The sequence below is a fragment of the Pseudomonas sp. WC2401 genome (genome assembly GCF_041200115.1).
Taxonomy (GTDB): domain Bacteria; phylum Pseudomonadota; class Gammaproteobacteria; order Pseudomonadales; family Pseudomonadaceae; genus Aquipseudomonas; species Aquipseudomonas fragi.
In genome coordinates this window covers 131,734-146,639 of sequence record NZ_CP165623.1, presented here as the reverse complement: position 1 = coordinate 146,639, position 14,906 = coordinate 131,734, and the positions used below count along the sequence as shown (strand labels likewise).

Genomic DNA, 14,906 nt, shown 5'->3' with positions numbered 1-14,906 from the left:
TAAAAAACTCTTACAGATGTGCTCTATCCCTTGTGGCCCGGGGCTTTGCGCTTTTTAGAGTTGCCCCCAAAGACTGTGGACGGGCCTGTGGATAAGGTGAGCGCATATGGCTCCAGCCCTTATACTGCATGGCTTGCAGCTGGTTGGTTGTTTTTTGTACAGGTTGGTTTTTAAAATACCGCAGGTTGCCGCTGAAGTTAAGCCCGGGCATTCTGCTCAATGTCCAATTCAACGGCGGCCGATGCCCGCCAGCCAAGGAGAACATGATGACTTCCACCCTGTTTATTACGGGCGCGACTTCCGGATTTGGTGAGGCGTGTGCGCGCAAGTTTGCACAGGCAGGCTGGAAGCTGGTGCTGACGGGCCGACGCGAAGAGCGCTTGAAAGCATTGTGCGAAGAGTTGTCCAAGCAGACCGAAGTACACGGCCTGGTGGTGGACGTGCGTGACCGTGCCGCGATGGAAGCGGCGATTGCCGGTTTGCCGCCTTCGTTCAGCAAGCTGCGTGGCCTGATTAACAATGCTGGCCTGGCGCTTGGCACTGATCCAGCGCCCAAGTGCGACCTCGACGACTGGGAAACCATGGTCGACACCAATATCAAAGGCCTGCTCTATACCACCCGTCTGCTGTTGCCACGGCTGATTGCCTACGGCCGAGGGGCAGGGATCGTCAACCTGGGTTCCATCGCCGGCAGCTATCCGTACCCGGGCAGTCATGTGTATGGCGGCACCAAGGCGTTTGTAAAACAGTTCTCCCTGAACCTGCGCTGCGACTTGCAGGGCACTGGTGTGCGCGTCAGCAACATTGAGCCGGGCCTGTGCGAGAGCGAGTTCTCGATGGTGCGCTTCGGCGGCGACAAGGCGCGTTACGACGCGACCTATCAGGGCGCTGAACCGATCCAGCCGCAAGACATCGCCGAGACCATTTTCTGGGTGCTCAACACCCCGGCTCACGTCAACATCAACCGTCTTGAACTGATGCCCGTCACGCAGTCCTGGAGCGGTTTTGCCATCGAACGTCACGCCAAAGAGTAAACTTGCGCCTGGCAGCCCACCTGCGACCTCCTGAGGGGGTCGCTTCAATGGGGCTGAAAAGGAGTTTTTGTGAGTAACCGTGGTGAGCAGCAACTGCTCAAACAATCGACTGTTCTAATGTTCGCGGTGGCCATTGCCGGCATCGTGACGGGTTTTATTTCGGGTTCCGAATCCATCATGTTCGATGGGTTTTTCTCTTTGATCGCCACTTTTATCAAAGTTCTGATGCTGATCACGGCCCAGTTGATCGCCAAGGAAAGCAACCAGCGCTTTCAGTTTGGTTTCTGGCACCTTGAGCCGATGGTGTTGCTGATTGAAGGCAGCTTCCTGTTGTTGATTGCGATCTATGCCTTTCTCAATGGCGTGTTCGGCATTATCAATGGTGGGCGCGATATCGAGCTGGGGCTGGTGATCGTCTACGCAGCGGTATTTACCGTTGTCGAATTTGCCTATTACTTCTGGGTGAAACGCAAAAATCGCAAGCTCAAATCAACCCTGATCCAGTTCGACAACGTCAGTTGGCTGGTTGACGCGATGCTGTCGGTGGGGCTGTTGATAAGTTTCGTTACGGCCCTGGTGCTGAAACATCAGGGTTATGCACAGTGGGCAGCGTATGTGGACCCGGCGATCCTGATTTTGCTGGCGCTAAGCATGCTGGCCCCGGCGTTCAAGATCCTCAAGCCGGCCCTGCGTGATGTGCTCGGGATTGTCCCGGATGCGCTGGATGACAAGGTGCGTGATGTGCTGGAAGAAATGTCGGCGCGGCATGGTTTTGAAGGGTACAAAACCTATGTGCAAAAGCACGGGCGGGCACGTTTTATCGAGATTCACATTGTGTTGCCGGCGGGTTATCCACTGACCAGCGTGAAGACGCTTGATGCACTGCGCGAAGAAATCTCCGGGCTGTTGGGCGCAGCAGACAGCGCGCGCTGGCTGACCATCAGTTTCACCGGGGATCGCAAGTGGATCTCCTGAGCCAGCCTTGAGATGTGGGAGCGGGCTTGCTCGCGATTCAGGCACCGCGGCTCTACAGGTGAACCGCGCTGATACCATCGCGAGCAAGCCCGCTCCCACAACAAGCGTGCTGCCGCAGGGGCTGGTGTCAGCTGAAATACTGCGCCAACCCGCTATAGCACGTCGCCAGATGATAAGGCGTGGTCGACGGCATATCTTCGCGGCTAACCTTGCCCGCGCCATCGCGGCATTCATACCAGCCACCGGCATGCAAAAAACGCTGCTGCAGCGCCAGTAATTGGCGCAGCAGACGCGGCTGGCTGTCAGGGCGCAAGGTCAGGGCGCGCAGGTACTCGGCTTGCGCCCAGATGCGCTGGGTGCCATCACGCAGGCTGCCGTCCGGGGCCAGCATGCCGCACACCGCGCCGCTCTGCGGGTCTACGCCCACCTGCTCGGCAAACCCGAACGCCCGCTCCAGCGACCCGTGCAACGGGGTCTGGCGCAACAATGGCGAAGACGCCAGCAAAAAGAACCACTCAAACTGATGGCCCGGCTCAAACCAGTTATCCACAGCCCCGCGTGGCTTTTCCAGCATGACGTTATGCACAGGCTCGATAAAACGCTGTTGCATGCCCTCGGCCAATGCCAGCAAGGCCGCCTGCACCGGCGCATCGTCACGCACTGACAGAGTGGCCAAAAAGGCCTCGGCAAGGTGCATCAACGGGTTCTGCAGCGGGCCGCTGCCCAGGGACGACCAGTCCCGCTCCAGGCTGGCTTCATACAAACCGTTGCCATCACTGAAACGCTCAGCCACCACTTCCAGCGCGCCATTGAGCGCCGAGGCCACCAGTGGCTCGCGCACTTTGGCCCAGTAATGGGCGCAGGCAAAGATGATGAAGGCGTGGGTGTAGAGGTCTTTACGTTGATCCAGCGGCGCGCCATCGGGGCCGATGCTGTAGAACCAGCCCCCATGTTCGGCGTCATGAAAGTGCTGGTGCAGCGAGCGGAACAGTTCAGCGGCGCGCTCGGCGGCGCCGGGGAACGCCGGGTCGTCGATCAGGCTGGCAAACAGGTAAAGCTGACGCGCGCAGGCCATTGCCCGGTAGCGCTGGGGTGGCAGCGGCTGATGCGCGGGGCTCAAGGCCTCATAGGGCAGCGCCAGTTCGGCATTCCAGCCGGGGCCTAGCCAGAGCGGCACAATGACCTGGCGAAAATGCTGCTGTACTGCCGCAAAGGTGGCGGTCAGTTCAAGCGGGAAGTCGGAGCTGGCTACATCAGGCATCGGTGGGCGTCGTCACGGCTGGGGCGTTTGCGCCACATGATACACCGTCAATCCCGGGATGATCTCAACTCTGAATGTGGGAGCGGGCTTGCTCGCGAAAGGGGCGACGGGTTTTGCCTGACAAACCGAGTCGCTCCTTTCGCGAGCAAGCCCGCTCCCACAGGTCAAATCAATAAGCCCTGACGCTCGATAAACGCCACGATGGTGTCCAGGCCATGCCCGGTCTTCTGGTTGCTGAACACAAATGGCTTGTCGCCGCGCATGCGTTTGGTGTCGCTGTCCATTAGTTCCAGCGATGCACCCACCAGTGGCGCAAGGTCGATTTTGTTGATCACCAGCAAGTCGGATTTGCAAATCCCCGGGCCGCCCTTGCGCGGCAGCTTGTCCCCGGCGGAGACGTCGATCACATAGATCGTCAGGTCGGACAATTCCGGGCTGAAGGTAGCCGACAAGTTATCCCCACCCGATTCCACCAGAATCAGATCAAGCCCGGGAAAACGCCGGTTCAGTTGGTCCACGGCCTCCAGGTTGATCGAGGCATCTTCGCGAATCGCCGTGTGCGGGCAGCCGCCGGTTTCGACGCCGATGATCCGCTCGGGTGCCAACGCCTCGTTACGCACCAAAAAATCGGCATCTTCACGGGTGTAGATATCGTTGGTGACGACGGCCAGGTTGTACTTTTCCCGCAGGGCCAGGCACAGGGCCAGGGTCAGCGCCGTTTTGCCGGAGCCCACCGGGCCACCGATGCCGACACGCAGAGGCTGTGTGTTCATTGCTTTCTCCTAGGAACGAAACAGGCGGCTGTACTGGCGCTCGTGGGCCATGCTCGCCAAAGACAGGCCGAAAGCGGCACTGCCCAAGTGGGATAAGTCGAGAGTGCTGGCGTGTTGCTGGGCCTGCTGCAATGCAGGCGACAACTCGCTGGTCATGCGCTGGGCCGCTTGCTGGCCCAACGGCAGGGTTTTCATCAGCACTGCCAATTGGTTTTCCAGCCAGCTCCACAGCCAGGCGGCCAGTGCGTCCTGTGGGTCGATGGCCCATGCGCGGGCAGCCAATGCCCAGCCCAGCGCCAGATGCGGCTCGCTTTGTTGGGCGAGAAACAGCCGGGCGGGCTCGTCCAGTTCCGGCAAGCCGGTGAGCAACTGCTGCAGGGAATAGCCCATTTGCCGGCTTTCCTGATGCAGCTCGCGGGTTTCACGGCTGGCGCGATGTTCGTCACACAAACGTTGCAAGGCGCCCCAGTCCTGACCCGCCGCAGCCTGGCAGTGGGCGAGCAACAGGGGCGCTTCAAATCGCGCCAGGTTGAGCAGCAATTGATCGCGAATCCAGCGCGCTGCAGTGGCCGGGTCAGCCACGCGGCCATTGTCGACGGCCATTTCCAGCCCTTGGGAATAGCTGTAGCCGCCGATAGGCAACTGCGGGCTGGCCAGGCGCAACAGCGCCCAGGCCGGATTCACAGGCGCACACCAAATTGATGCAGCTTCGGCGCGTAGTTGAAGTCTTCTTCGCCAGCACGGGAGTGATGGTGACCGCCGCCATAGGCGCCGTGCTCGGGCTGAAACGGCGCTTCAATGGCTTCGGTGCAGGCGCCCAGTTGCTCCAGCATGGCCTTGAGCACGTAGTCATCGAGCAGGCGCAGCCAGCCATCGCCCACTTGCAGGGCAACGTGGCGGTTGCCCAGGTGATAGGCGGCGCGGGTCAATTCAAAGGCATTGCTGCAGGTGACGTGCAGCAATTGTTCGGGGCTGGCGCAGACACGCACGATGCGTCCGTCCTGGGCCTGCAGAAACTCGCCATCGACCAGCGGCGGCTGGCCGCGTTCAAGGAACAGGCCGACGTCTTCGCCGCTGCTGCTGAAACAGCGCAGGCGGCTTTTGCTCCGTGCTTCGAAGTTCAGGTGTAACTCGGCGCTCCACACGGGGTGGGGCTGGACTCTGCGATGAATCACCAACATCGGAAGGCTTCCTGCAATTGACGTTACCCCAGCCAGAGCAAGGGGCTTGCCAACCCGGGCCGGGGCCGCAAATGTAGGCCCAAAAAGGGTGCAGAAAGATGAAGATGTTCTAAATAAGTGCGCAGTGCTTGCTGTGACGCACCAATCAAGTGCGTCAGCGCTTATTCGGTGCTGCCCAGGCCTTTCCAGTGCTTGAGCCCGATAAAGATAAAGCGCAGTTGCTGGCTGATCTTGGCCTGGGGCTGCAGATGGTCGGGCAGGGATTCTGCCGGTGGGTCGATAACATCGGGCAGGGCGGCAAACACGCTTTTGACCACCAGATCGGCAATCACGGTCAGGCCGGCGTGGTCCAGGTGCTGCAACTTGGGCTTGGAACCCAGGTCGGCCGCCAGATCCGAGGTGATGTCTTCGCGCAGCGCGCCAATGGCCTGGCGCACCGGCTGCGAGCCGCCGTATTGCTCGCGGGCCAGAAACAGAAACTGCGAGCGGTTGGCCTCGACCACATCGAGAAAGATCCGCACCGAAGCGTTGATCACACCGCCCATAAACAGTTCGTTGTGACGCACCAGGCGAATGGTTTCGCGAAAGGTTTGACCGACCTCACTGACCAGGGCCAGGCCCAGTTGGTCCATGTCGCTGAAGTGGCGATAAAACCCGGTTGGCACGATGCCAGCGGTCTTTGCGACTTCGCGCAGGCTCAGGCTGCCAAAGCCGCGACCCGATTCCATCAAGTGGCGGGCAGCATCCATCAGCGCAAGGCGGGTTTGTTGTTTCTGTTCGGCGCGAGGCAGCATCGGGGCTGGTATTCCAGACAAGTACAGCGGCGCACTCTAGCAAATCGGCTTTGATGACGTCGAACGGTGTACTGCACAAATGTGGGAGCGGGCTTGCTCGCGATACAGGCGACGCGGTCTAGCGGGTTGTCGGCGGGGATGCTTTCGCGAGCAAGCCCGCTCCCACACAAACGAATGGCTTAGCTCGCATGCTTGTTGCGCTCGGCCAGGCGATCAGCGCCACCTTCAGCGACAAACTGGCTGCTTGGGGTGCGATCGTAGCCATCTTCGGCATAGCGGTTTTGTTGGTCCAGGGTGCGTTGTGCGCCGTCTTCGGCAACCGGGTCGAGGGGTTGGCTCAGGGTGCTCGATGCCGGTTGCACCATTGGGGTCGGCTCTTCATCGGCCGGCATGGCGAAGGCGTTGAAGGCCATCAGTGAAAGGGAAAGACCGAAAAGTACTGGGCGTTTCATGGTTGTGCTCCGTAGCAATGCAACTAAGTAGGGGTGAGGGCAATGCTACGCTTGGCTGCCGGATATCAAAGTTCATACGGCCAATGGTGATAATCGACAGAATTGATTGTTCAGTTCGGGAGGCTCTAGGCTGAGGCTCTTGAGATTTTTTATACGAAAGCCGTACCGGGGTTAAACCTTCCGGCGTCTTTGCCAGTCGTACATTTATGGCGTCGTAACTGGGACGTTCAGTCGAATTCAAGGAGCCGTGACATGACGCGCACCCGTAAGACCCTTGCCTGGGCAGGCGGTATTTTCGTTCTGCTGGTGGCCGTGCTGGTGGTGATCCTCGCTACCTTCGACTGGAACCGCATCAAGCCGACCATCAACAGCAAGGTCTCCGAGATCCTCCATCGGCCGTTTGCCATTAATGGCGACCTGGCTGTGCGCTGGCAGCGTGAAGAGGACGAGGGTGGCTGGCGCGCCTGGGTGCCGTGGCCCCATGTGATCGCCCAGGACCTGACCCTGGGTAATCCCGAGTGGTCCAAGACCCCGCAAATGGCCAGCCTGAAAAAGGTCGAGCTGCGCCTGTCGCCGCTGGCCTTGCTGAGCCAAACCGTGGATATCCCGCGCATCAACCTGACCGAACCCAGCGCCAGCCTTGAGCGCCTGGCCGATGGCCGGGCGAACTGGACCTTTACCTTCGACCCCAAGGACCCGAACGCCGAGCCTTCGGCCTGGACGGTGGACATCGGTGCCATCGGTTTCGACAAGGGCCATGTAACCCTCAATGACCAGACCCTGAAAACCCAACTGGACGTGCTGATCGATTCATTGGGCAAGCCCATCCCATTCAGCGAGATCGTCGGCGAAACAGGCGCGAAAAAGGCTCAGGAGAAGGGCAGCAAGCCACAGGACTATGCCTTCGCCCTCAAGGTCAAAGGCCAGTACCACGGCCAGAAGCTCAACGGCAGCGGCAAAATTGGCGGCCTGCTGGCATTGCAGGACGCTACCCAGCCTTTCCCGTTGCAAGCGCAGGTCAGCATTGCCGACAGCCATGTCGAGCTGGCTGGTACCTTGACCGACCCGCTCAACCTGGGCGCGCTGGACCTGCGCCTGAAACTGGCTGGCACCAGCCTGAGCAACCTGTATCCGTTGACCGGGGTAACACTGCCGGATTCGCCGCCGTACTCCACTGATGGCCATCTGACCGCCAAACTGCGTGAAGCCAGTGGCGCGACCTTCAGCTATGAAAACTTCAACGGCAAGATCGGCAGCAGTGATATCCACGGCGACCTCAAATACGTGGCCAGCCAGCCACGGCCCAAGCTGAGCGGCAAGCTGGTGTCCAACCAGTTGCTGATGGCTGACCTGGGGCCGTTGATCGGTGCCGACTCCAATGCCAAGCAAAAGGCTCGCGGCGGCGAGAGCAAGCAGCCTGCGGGCAAGGTGTTGCCGGTCGAAGAATTCCGCACCGAGCGCTGGCGCGACATGGACGCCGACGTCGAACTCACCGGCAAACGCATCGTGCAAAGCGCCGAACTGCCCTTTACCGACCTCTACACCCATGTGGTGCTCAATGATGGCGAGCTGAGCCTGGAGCCGCTGCGCTTTGGCGTGGCGGGCGGCAAGCTGGATGCGCAAATCCGCCTCAACGGTCGTGCCACGCCCTTGAAAGGCAGCGCCAGGCTGACCGCGCGCAACTTCAAGCTCAAGCAACTGTTCCCGACCTTTGAACCGATGAAAACCAGTTTCGGCGAACTCAATGGCGATGCCACGCTTGCCGGTACTGGTAATTCGGTGGCCAAGTTGCTGGGCACCGCCAACGGTGATCTGAAGATGATCATCAACGACGGCGCTATCAGCCGCAGCTTGATGGAAATTGCCGGTCTTAACGTAGGCAACTACATTGTGGGCAAAATCTTTGGCGACGAAGACGTCAAGATCAACTGTGCGGCGGCAGATCTGGGGATCAAGAGCGGGCTGGCCAGTACCCGCTTGTTTGTGTTCGATACCGAGAACGCGATTATCTACATTGACGGTACGGTCAACCTGGCCACCGAGCAGCTGGACTTGAAAATCACCCCGGAATCCAAAGGGCTGCGCCTGTTTTCGCTGCGTTCGCCGCTGTATGTGCGCGGTACCTTTGCCAACCCGTCAGCGGGGGTGCAGGCCGTGCCGTTGCTGTTGCGCGGTGCCGGCATGGTGGCATTGGGTGTGATTGCAGGGCCGGCGGCGGGGCTTTTGGCGTTGGTCGCCCCGAGCGGTGGCGAACCTAACCAGTGCGCACCGCTGCTGCAACAAATGCAGCAGGGCAAGGTGCCGAAGACGGTGAAGTAGATCAAAAGCCCCTGACCTTATAGGTGGCAGCTGCTTTTGTGGGGCGGGCAACTGGGGCTGCTTTTGTGGGAGCAGGCTTGCCTGCGATGCAGGCGCTGCGGTGTGGCAGGTGCGCCGCGCTGACTCCATCGCGAGCAAGCCCGCTCCCACGGGGTTATGTCGTGCAGGTTTTGCGCAACGGCGTAGTCCAGCGCTCCGACAGAATCACCCCGCCCAGGGTCAGCGCCCCGCCAATCAGGTGATAGGCATGTAACTGCTCCTTGAGCACCACAGCCGCGATCAGCGCAGTAATCAGCGGCAGCAGGTTGAAAAACAGCGTGGTACGGCTCGGGCCAAGCGTGGCCACGGCTTTCATCCAGGCCAGCGGTGCGATCATCGACGCCAGCACGCAGGCGTAAAGCACCAGCCCGATGTTATGCACCGTTGGCCCGACCTTCGGTGAGGCCAGATACAGCGGAAACAACACCACAATCGCCACCAGCACTTGCAGATACAGCATCTGCAGCGGTGGCAGGCGCAGCTGCCATTTTTTCAGCAAGGTGCTGTAAATCGCATAGGCCAGGGTCGCGACCAGCATCATCGCGTCGCCCAGGTTCAGGCCGTGATCGAGCAAGGCCGCCAGGCTACCGCTGGAGACCACCACCAGCACCCCGACAAATGACACGATGGCGCCCACCAGGGCCCCGGCTGTCAGGCGTTGGCCCAGGCTGATGATCGACATGCTCAGCACCATCAGTGGCATCAATGACAGGATAATGCCCATATTGGTCGCCGATGTACGCGCTGCGGCGTAGTAGGCCAGGCTCTGGTACACCGCCATGCCCAGCACCCCAAGGATGAAAATCTTGCCCAGGTTGGGGCGGATAACTGACCAGTTGGCTATCACCGGTTTGAGCATAAAGGGCGTAAACAGCAGGCCTGCCAGCAGCCAGCGATAAAAGCCGATCTCGGACGGGAAGATCGCTCCTACCGCCAGTTTGTTGATAACGGTATTGCCGGCCCAGATAAAAATGGCCAGTAGCGGGTAAGCGTATTGCATCGGTGACAACCACAGGGTTAATGAGCGGCAATTATCCGCCTGTCTGTCTGCAAGCCTATACTGCGATCCAGCCAACCTCACCCCGAATCCAGACAGCATGCGCAAGAATCTGATCAACGTCCCCGAGTTCGACGGCCTGCCGGCGCCAGTTTACTTTCGCTATGCCGAGATCGAAGCCCACAGCCATGCCGTGCCCCACGCCCATGCCTGGGGCTCGCTGGACTATGTGGCCCACGGGGTGATGCGCTTTGAAGTCGATGGCCAGCGCTTTATGTCGCCACCGCAATACGCCGTCTGGGTGCCGCCCAACACCGAGCACAGTGCCTACAACGCCCAGGCGATTGTTTACCGTTCGGTGTATCTGGATGCCGTGCACTGCCAGCATTTGCCGAGCACTCCGGTCACCTTGGCCATCAGCGATATTTTGAAGGCCATCCTCAGCGACTTTGCCCGCCGCGATATCAATATCCCGCGCAGCGATGCCGATATCAGGCTGGCCCAGGTGCTGGTCGATCAGTTGCGCCAGGCGCCGGTGCATCAGTGCTTCTTGCCTTATGCCAGCCATCCGGGCCTGCTGCTGGTGCTGGAAGCGCTGCAACAGGCGCCGGGTGATAACCGCCCGCTGGGCCAGTGGGCGCAACAGGTACATGTCAGTGAGCGCACGCTGGCGCGGCTATTTGTGCGGGAGCTGGGCATGAGCTTTGGTGAGTGGCGCCAGCGCCTGCGGTTTCTGGCCGCGATTGAGGCGCTGGAGTCGGCGCGCAGCGTGCAGGAAGTGGGCTTCGACCTGGGGTACAGCACCTCATCGGCGTTTATTGCGATGTTTGCACGTCAGGCGGGTTGCACCCCGGAGCAGTACCGGCGTCAGGCACGGGTGTTGTAACAAAGTTTGTCTACACTTCACTGGATCGCGCTGCATATGGCGCGCCAACAAGGAGAAAACTCCATGAAGATGCTGCGTGTTCCTCTGCTGATGATCGGCCTGCTCCTGTGTTCCCAGGGTTTTGCCGCCACGGCCCAACAAAACAAAATGACCACCTGCAACGCCGACGCCAGTGCCAAGACCCTCAAGGGCGATGAGCGCAAAGCCTTTATGAGTACCTGCCTCAAGGCCAAACCGGCTACCCAGCAAGACAAAATGAAAACCTGCAATGCCACCGCTGGCACCCAGGCCCTCAAGGGCGATGCACGCAAAGCCTTTATGAGTGATTGCCTGAAGAAAAAATGATCCTGTAGCAGCTGACTCGCGGAGCGAGGCTGCGTTCGGCGGCGAAGCCGTCGTAAATCGAGAAAGCCGGGTATAACTGACACTGCTCAGAGACTGGTTTAACGGCGGCTTTGCCGCCGAACGCAGCCTCGCTCCGCTCGTCAGCTGCTACGAAGGTATAGGTCTACCTTCCGCAAGTCACAAATTCTAGTGCTCGCAGCTGAAGGCTGGCAGACTGCCTGTCCTTCTACGCTGTCAGTTTTGAGGCTGTATGCCATCGTTTTCTCAGCGTCACATCGTCCTGGCCAGCTACATCATCATGGCTGGCGGCCTGTTATTGGTCTTTCCGTTGCGTTTGTTGCCCAGCCTGCTGGCCGGGTTGTTGGTGTTCGAGCTGGTCAATATGCTGACCCCGCAGTTGCAGCGCCTGATCGCCGGGCGTCGTGCGCGCTGGCTGGCGGTGGCGCTGCTGGGCACCTTGATCGTCAGCGTGCTGGCGCTGATCTTTGCCGGAGCCATCAGCTTTTTGCTGCATGAAGCCGAAAACCCCGGCGCATCCCTGAACAAGTTCATGGTGGTCGTAGACCGGGCGCGTGGGCAGTTACCGCCGTTTCTGGACAGCTACCTGCCAGCCAGTGCCGCCGAGTTTCGGATCGCCATCGGCGAATGGATGAACAAGCACCTCAGCGATCTGCAACTGGTGGGCAAAGACGCCGCGCACATGTTCGTCACCCTGCTGATCGGCATGGTGTTGGGCGCGATCATCGCCCTGCAGCGCATCCCCGATATCAGCCGGCGCAAGCCGTTGTCGGCCGCGCTGTTCGAACGTCTGCACCTGCTGGTGCAGGCTTTTCGCAATATCGTGTTTGCGCAAATCAAGATCGCCCTGCTCAACACCGCGTTTACCGCGGTATTCCTGGCCGTGGTCCTGCCGCTGCTGGGGGTGCATCTGCCGCTGACCAAGACCCTGATCGTGCTGACCTTCTTGTTGGGCTTGCTGCCCGTGATCGGCAACCTGATTTCCAACACCCTGATCACCATCGTCGGTTTGTCGCTGTCGATCTGGGTGGCGATAGGGGCGCTGGGTTACCTGATTGTTATCCACAAGCTGGAATACTTTCTCAACGCCAAGATCGTCGGCGGGCAAATCAGTGCCAAGTCGTGGGAGTTGCTGCTGGCGATGCTGGTCTTCGAGGCAGCCTTCGGCCTGCCGGGCGTGGTGGCGGGGCCGATCTACTATGCGTATTTGAAGAGTGAGCTGAAGCAGGTGGGGTTGGTTTAGCTTTAACGCATGACCTTGTAGCCGCTGCCGAAGGCTGCGATAAGGGCCGCAGGCCCTTTTGACAGCGGGGCTGCTACGCAGCCCATCGCAGCCTGCGGCAGCGGCTACAGGGGTTAGGTGTCAGCCGTAACGCTTTTTAGCCTCAATCGCCAAACCGCTGCCGATGCTACCGAAGATATTGCCTTCGACATGCTGGGCATTGGGCAGCATGGCCGCGACGCTCTGGCGCAAGGCCGGAATCCCGCTCGAACCACCGGTGAAGAACACCGTGTCCACCTGCTCGACACCCACGCCGGCATTGCCCAGCAATTGCGTCACGCTGTTGCGGATGCGTTCCAGCTGGTTGTCGATGGACTCTTCAAACATTGCCCGGCTCAGGTCTACGCTCAGGCCCGCTTCCACCCGGTCCAGCGGCACATGGCGGCTGTCGTTGTGGGTCAGTTCGATTTTGGTCTGCTCGATTTCCATCGCCAGCCAATGCCCTGCGCGCTGTTCGATCAACTTGAACAGACGGTCGATACCGCCGGTGTCTTCGATGTCGTAGCGCATGCTGCCCAGCGACAGCTGGGATTTTTGCGAGTACACCGAGTTGATGGTGTGCCAGGTCGCCAGGTTCATGTGATGGCTGGTGGGCATGTAGGCACCGCTTTTCATGCGGCTGCCGTAGCCGAACAATGGCATTACGCCTTGCAGGCTCAGCTGTTTGTCGAAATCGGTACCGCCCACGTGCACGCCACCGGTGGCGAGGATGTCGTCCTGGCGGTTGTCCAGGCCACGGCGCTCGGGCGACAGGCGTACCAGCGAGAAGTCGGAAGTACCACCGCCGATATCGACAATCAGCACCAGTTCTTCGCGCTCGATGGTGGACTCGTAGTCGAATGCCGCCGCGATCGGTTCGTACTGGAAGGACACTTCCTTGAAACCGATGGCGCGTGCCACGTCGGTCAGGGTGTTTTCGGCTTCCTGGTCGGCCAGGGGATCGTCGTCGACGAAAAACACCGGGCGGCCCAGTACCACTTCTTCGAATTCACGACCGGCGGTCGCTTCGGCGCGCTTTTTCAGCTGGGCGATAAACAGCCCCAGCAGGTCCTTGAACGGCATCGCCGTGCCCAGAACGCTGGTGTCGTGTTTGATCAGCTTGGAGCCCAGCAGGCTCTTGAGCGAGCGCATCAGGCGGCCTTCGTAGCCTTCCAGGTACTCATGTAGCGCCAGACGGCCGTACACCGGGCGGCGTTCTTCCATATTGAAGAACACCACCGAGGGCAGGGTGATCTTGTCGTCCTCCAGCGCAATGAGGGTTTCCACGCCTGGACGCAGCCAGCCGACGGTGGAGTTGGACGTGCCGAAGTCGATACCGCAGGCACGTGCTGGAGAGGCGCTTTTCATGTCTTTCGTGTTCCGGTTAAAAAACGGCCGCGCAGTGTATGCCAGACCGCCACAGAATCGAAGCACGACTAATCGTTAAATCGCAGGTTTTAATCCACTTGAAAGACTATCCTTGATCCCCAAACTTCCAGTCATTGGCTTGGTAGTTGGCAGGCGATTGTGTGAAGCCCGTAGGCTGCCGATAAACTTTTGCAGCGCTGTTCTTGAGATCGGTCAAACGACAGGCTGGCCAACCGGAGCATTCTGGCTGGTCGCAGCAGCGCCATATTGATAACGGATGGTGATCCTTACATGGACTTCAAAGACTATTACAAGATCCTGGGTGTCGAGCCCACGGCTGACGACAAGGCGATCAAGACCGCCTATCGCAAGCTGGCGCGCAAATATCACCCGGATGTAAGCAAGGAAAAGGACGCCGAGGCTAAGTTCAAGGACGTCAACGAAGCGTATGAAGCACTGAAAAGTGCCGATAAACGCGCCGAATACGATGAAATTCGTAAATATGGCCAGCATGGCCAGCCGTTCCAGGGCCCGCCGGGGTGGCAGGGTCATTCCAGTGGTGGCTTCGAGGATTCGGGCGATTTCTCGGACTTCTTCAGCTCGATCTTCGGTTCGCGCGGTGGTGGCTTTGGTGGGCAATCAGGCCGCAGTGCGGGCCGTCGCGGGCAGGATGTAGAAATGGAATTGCCGATTTTTCTTGAAGAAACCCTGTCGGGCGAGTCGAAGCCGATCAGCTTCCAGATCGGTGGCGTCAGCAAGACCTTGAACGTGAAGATCCCGGCCGGTGTGACCGACGGCGAGCGTATCCGCCTCAAGGGCCAGGGTGGTCCGGGCGTGGGTGGCGGGGCCAATGGTGATCTGTACCTGATCATCCGCTTTGCGCCGCATCCGAAGTTCGACGTGGAAGGTCACGACCTGGTCATCACCGTGCCGCTGGCACCGTGGGAAGCTGCGTTGGGTACCAAGGTGGCGATCCCGACCCTGACCAGCAAGGTGATGATGACCATTCGCCCTGACAGCCAGAGCGGTCAGCGCATGCGTATCAAGGGCCACGGCCTGGTCGACAAGAAAGGCCAGCGTGGTGATTTGTATGCCCAATTGAAAGTGGTCATGCCGACCCATGGCGACGAAGCCACCAAAGCCCTGTGGCAAGAACTCGCCGACAAAGCGGCATTTGACCCGAGAGCCCAATGGAGTAACTGA

Annotated in this window: 15 protein-coding genes; 7 read left to right on the top strand and 8 right to left on the bottom strand. The window is 59.8% G+C overall.

The window, feature by feature from the left end; translation table 11 throughout:
* Positions 1-266 precede the first annotated feature (266 nt).
* Both AB3G35_RS00610 and AB3G35_RS00605 read left to right on the top strand, forming a co-directional pair.
* Positions 267-1,034 carry an SDR family oxidoreductase gene (locus AB3G35_RS00610; RefSeq protein WP_016783334.1) on the top strand — a complete coding sequence of 256 codons (768 nt, stop codon included), beginning with the start codon at positions 267-269 and terminating at the stop codon, positions 1,032-1,034.
* A 69-nt stretch (positions 1,035-1,103) separates the two neighbouring features.
* A complete protein-coding gene (locus tag AB3G35_RS00605; RefSeq protein ID WP_016783335.1) occupies positions 1,104-2,009 on the top strand; it encodes a cation diffusion facilitator family transporter in 906 nt (301 codons plus the stop codon).
* A 127-nt stretch (positions 2,010-2,136) separates the two neighbouring features.
* Here AB3G35_RS00605 and AB3G35_RS00600 read toward each other — a convergent pair whose 3' ends face one another.
* From AB3G35_RS00600 to AB3G35_RS00575, 6 genes are all read right to left on the bottom strand, one after another.
* Entirely contained in the window at positions 2,137-3,270 is a 1,134-nt protein-coding gene (locus AB3G35_RS00600; protein ID WP_169910427.1) for an AGE family epimerase/isomerase, read from the bottom strand.
* Positions 3,271-3,434: 164 nt separating this feature from the next.
* Complete coding sequence (gene ureG / locus AB3G35_RS00595; protein WP_016783337.1) at positions 3,435-4,043, bottom strand: urease accessory protein UreG; 609 nt, start codon at positions 4,041-4,043, stop codon at positions 3,435-3,437.
* 9 nt (positions 4,044-4,052) lie between these two features.
* A complete protein-coding gene (locus AB3G35_RS00590) occupies positions 4,053-4,727 on the bottom strand; it encodes an urease accessory protein UreF (RefSeq protein ID WP_369782222.1) in 675 nt (224 codons plus the stop codon).
* Positions 4,724-5,224 (bottom strand): urease accessory protein UreE, encoded by a 501-nt coding sequence (gene ureE, locus AB3G35_RS00585; RefSeq protein ID WP_016783339.1) that lies wholly within the window; start codon positions 5,222-5,224, stop codon positions 4,724-4,726. Before ureE ends, AB3G35_RS00590 begins: the two co-directional genes overlap by 4 nt.
* Before the next feature lie 161 nt (positions 5,225-5,385).
* Positions 5,386-6,018 carry a TetR family transcriptional regulator gene (locus tag AB3G35_RS00580; protein WP_016783340.1) on the bottom strand — a complete coding sequence of 211 codons (633 nt, stop codon included), beginning with the start codon at positions 6,016-6,018 and terminating at the stop codon, positions 5,386-5,388.
* Between the two features lie 179 nt (positions 6,019-6,197).
* Positions 6,198-6,470 carry a hypothetical protein gene (locus AB3G35_RS00575; protein WP_016783341.1) on the bottom strand — a complete coding sequence of 91 codons (273 nt, stop codon included), beginning with the start codon at positions 6,468-6,470 and terminating at the stop codon, positions 6,198-6,200.
* A 252-nt stretch (positions 6,471-6,722) separates the two neighbouring features.
* On the opposite strand from AB3G35_RS00575, the gene AB3G35_RS00570 reads away from it, so the two are divergent.
* Positions 6,723-8,789, top strand: a complete 2,067-nt coding sequence (locus AB3G35_RS00570) for an AsmA family protein (RefSeq protein WP_369782221.1) — start codon at positions 6,723-6,725, stop codon at positions 8,787-8,789.
* A gap of 154 nt (positions 8,790-8,943) precedes the next feature.
* On the opposite strand, the gene AB3G35_RS00565 is transcribed toward AB3G35_RS00570, so the two are convergent.
* On the bottom strand, positions 8,944-9,828 hold the full coding sequence (locus AB3G35_RS00565) for a DMT family transporter (RefSeq protein WP_106115429.1): 885 nt from the start codon (positions 9,826-9,828) through the stop codon (positions 8,944-8,946).
* Between the two features lie 97 nt (positions 9,829-9,925).
* Here AB3G35_RS00565 and AB3G35_RS00560 point away from each other — a divergent pair, with 97 nt between their 5' ends.
* The 3 genes from AB3G35_RS00560 (at position 9,926) to AB3G35_RS00550 (ending at position 12,317) form a co-directional block, all read left to right on the top strand.
* Entirely contained in the window at positions 9,926-10,711 is a 786-nt protein-coding gene (locus AB3G35_RS00560; RefSeq protein ID WP_095040716.1) for a helix-turn-helix transcriptional regulator, read from the top strand.
* A gap of 63 nt (positions 10,712-10,774) precedes the next feature.
* On the top strand, positions 10,775-11,056 hold the full coding sequence (locus AB3G35_RS00555) for a PsiF family protein (RefSeq protein ID WP_016783345.1): 282 nt from the start codon (positions 10,775-10,777) through the stop codon (positions 11,054-11,056).
* A 250-nt stretch (positions 11,057-11,306) separates the two neighbouring features.
* Positions 11,307-12,317: an AI-2E family transporter gene (locus tag AB3G35_RS00550; RefSeq protein WP_016783346.1), complete on the top strand. Its 1,011-nt coding sequence runs from the start codon at positions 11,307-11,309 to the stop codon at positions 12,315-12,317.
* A 120-nt stretch (positions 12,318-12,437) separates the two neighbouring features.
* Here AB3G35_RS00550 and AB3G35_RS00545 read toward each other — a convergent pair whose 3' ends face one another.
* Complete coding sequence (locus tag AB3G35_RS00545; RefSeq protein WP_016783347.1) at positions 12,438-13,703, bottom strand: Hsp70 family protein; 1,266 nt, start codon at positions 13,701-13,703, stop codon at positions 12,438-12,440.
* Between the two features lie 291 nt (positions 13,704-13,994).
* Between AB3G35_RS00545 and cbpA the strand changes: the two genes are divergently transcribed.
* The gene (gene cbpA, locus AB3G35_RS00540; protein ID WP_016783348.1) at positions 13,995-14,906 is read left to right on the top strand and encodes a curved DNA-binding protein; all 912 of its coding nucleotides are present in this window, start codon (positions 13,995-13,997) and stop codon (positions 14,904-14,906) included.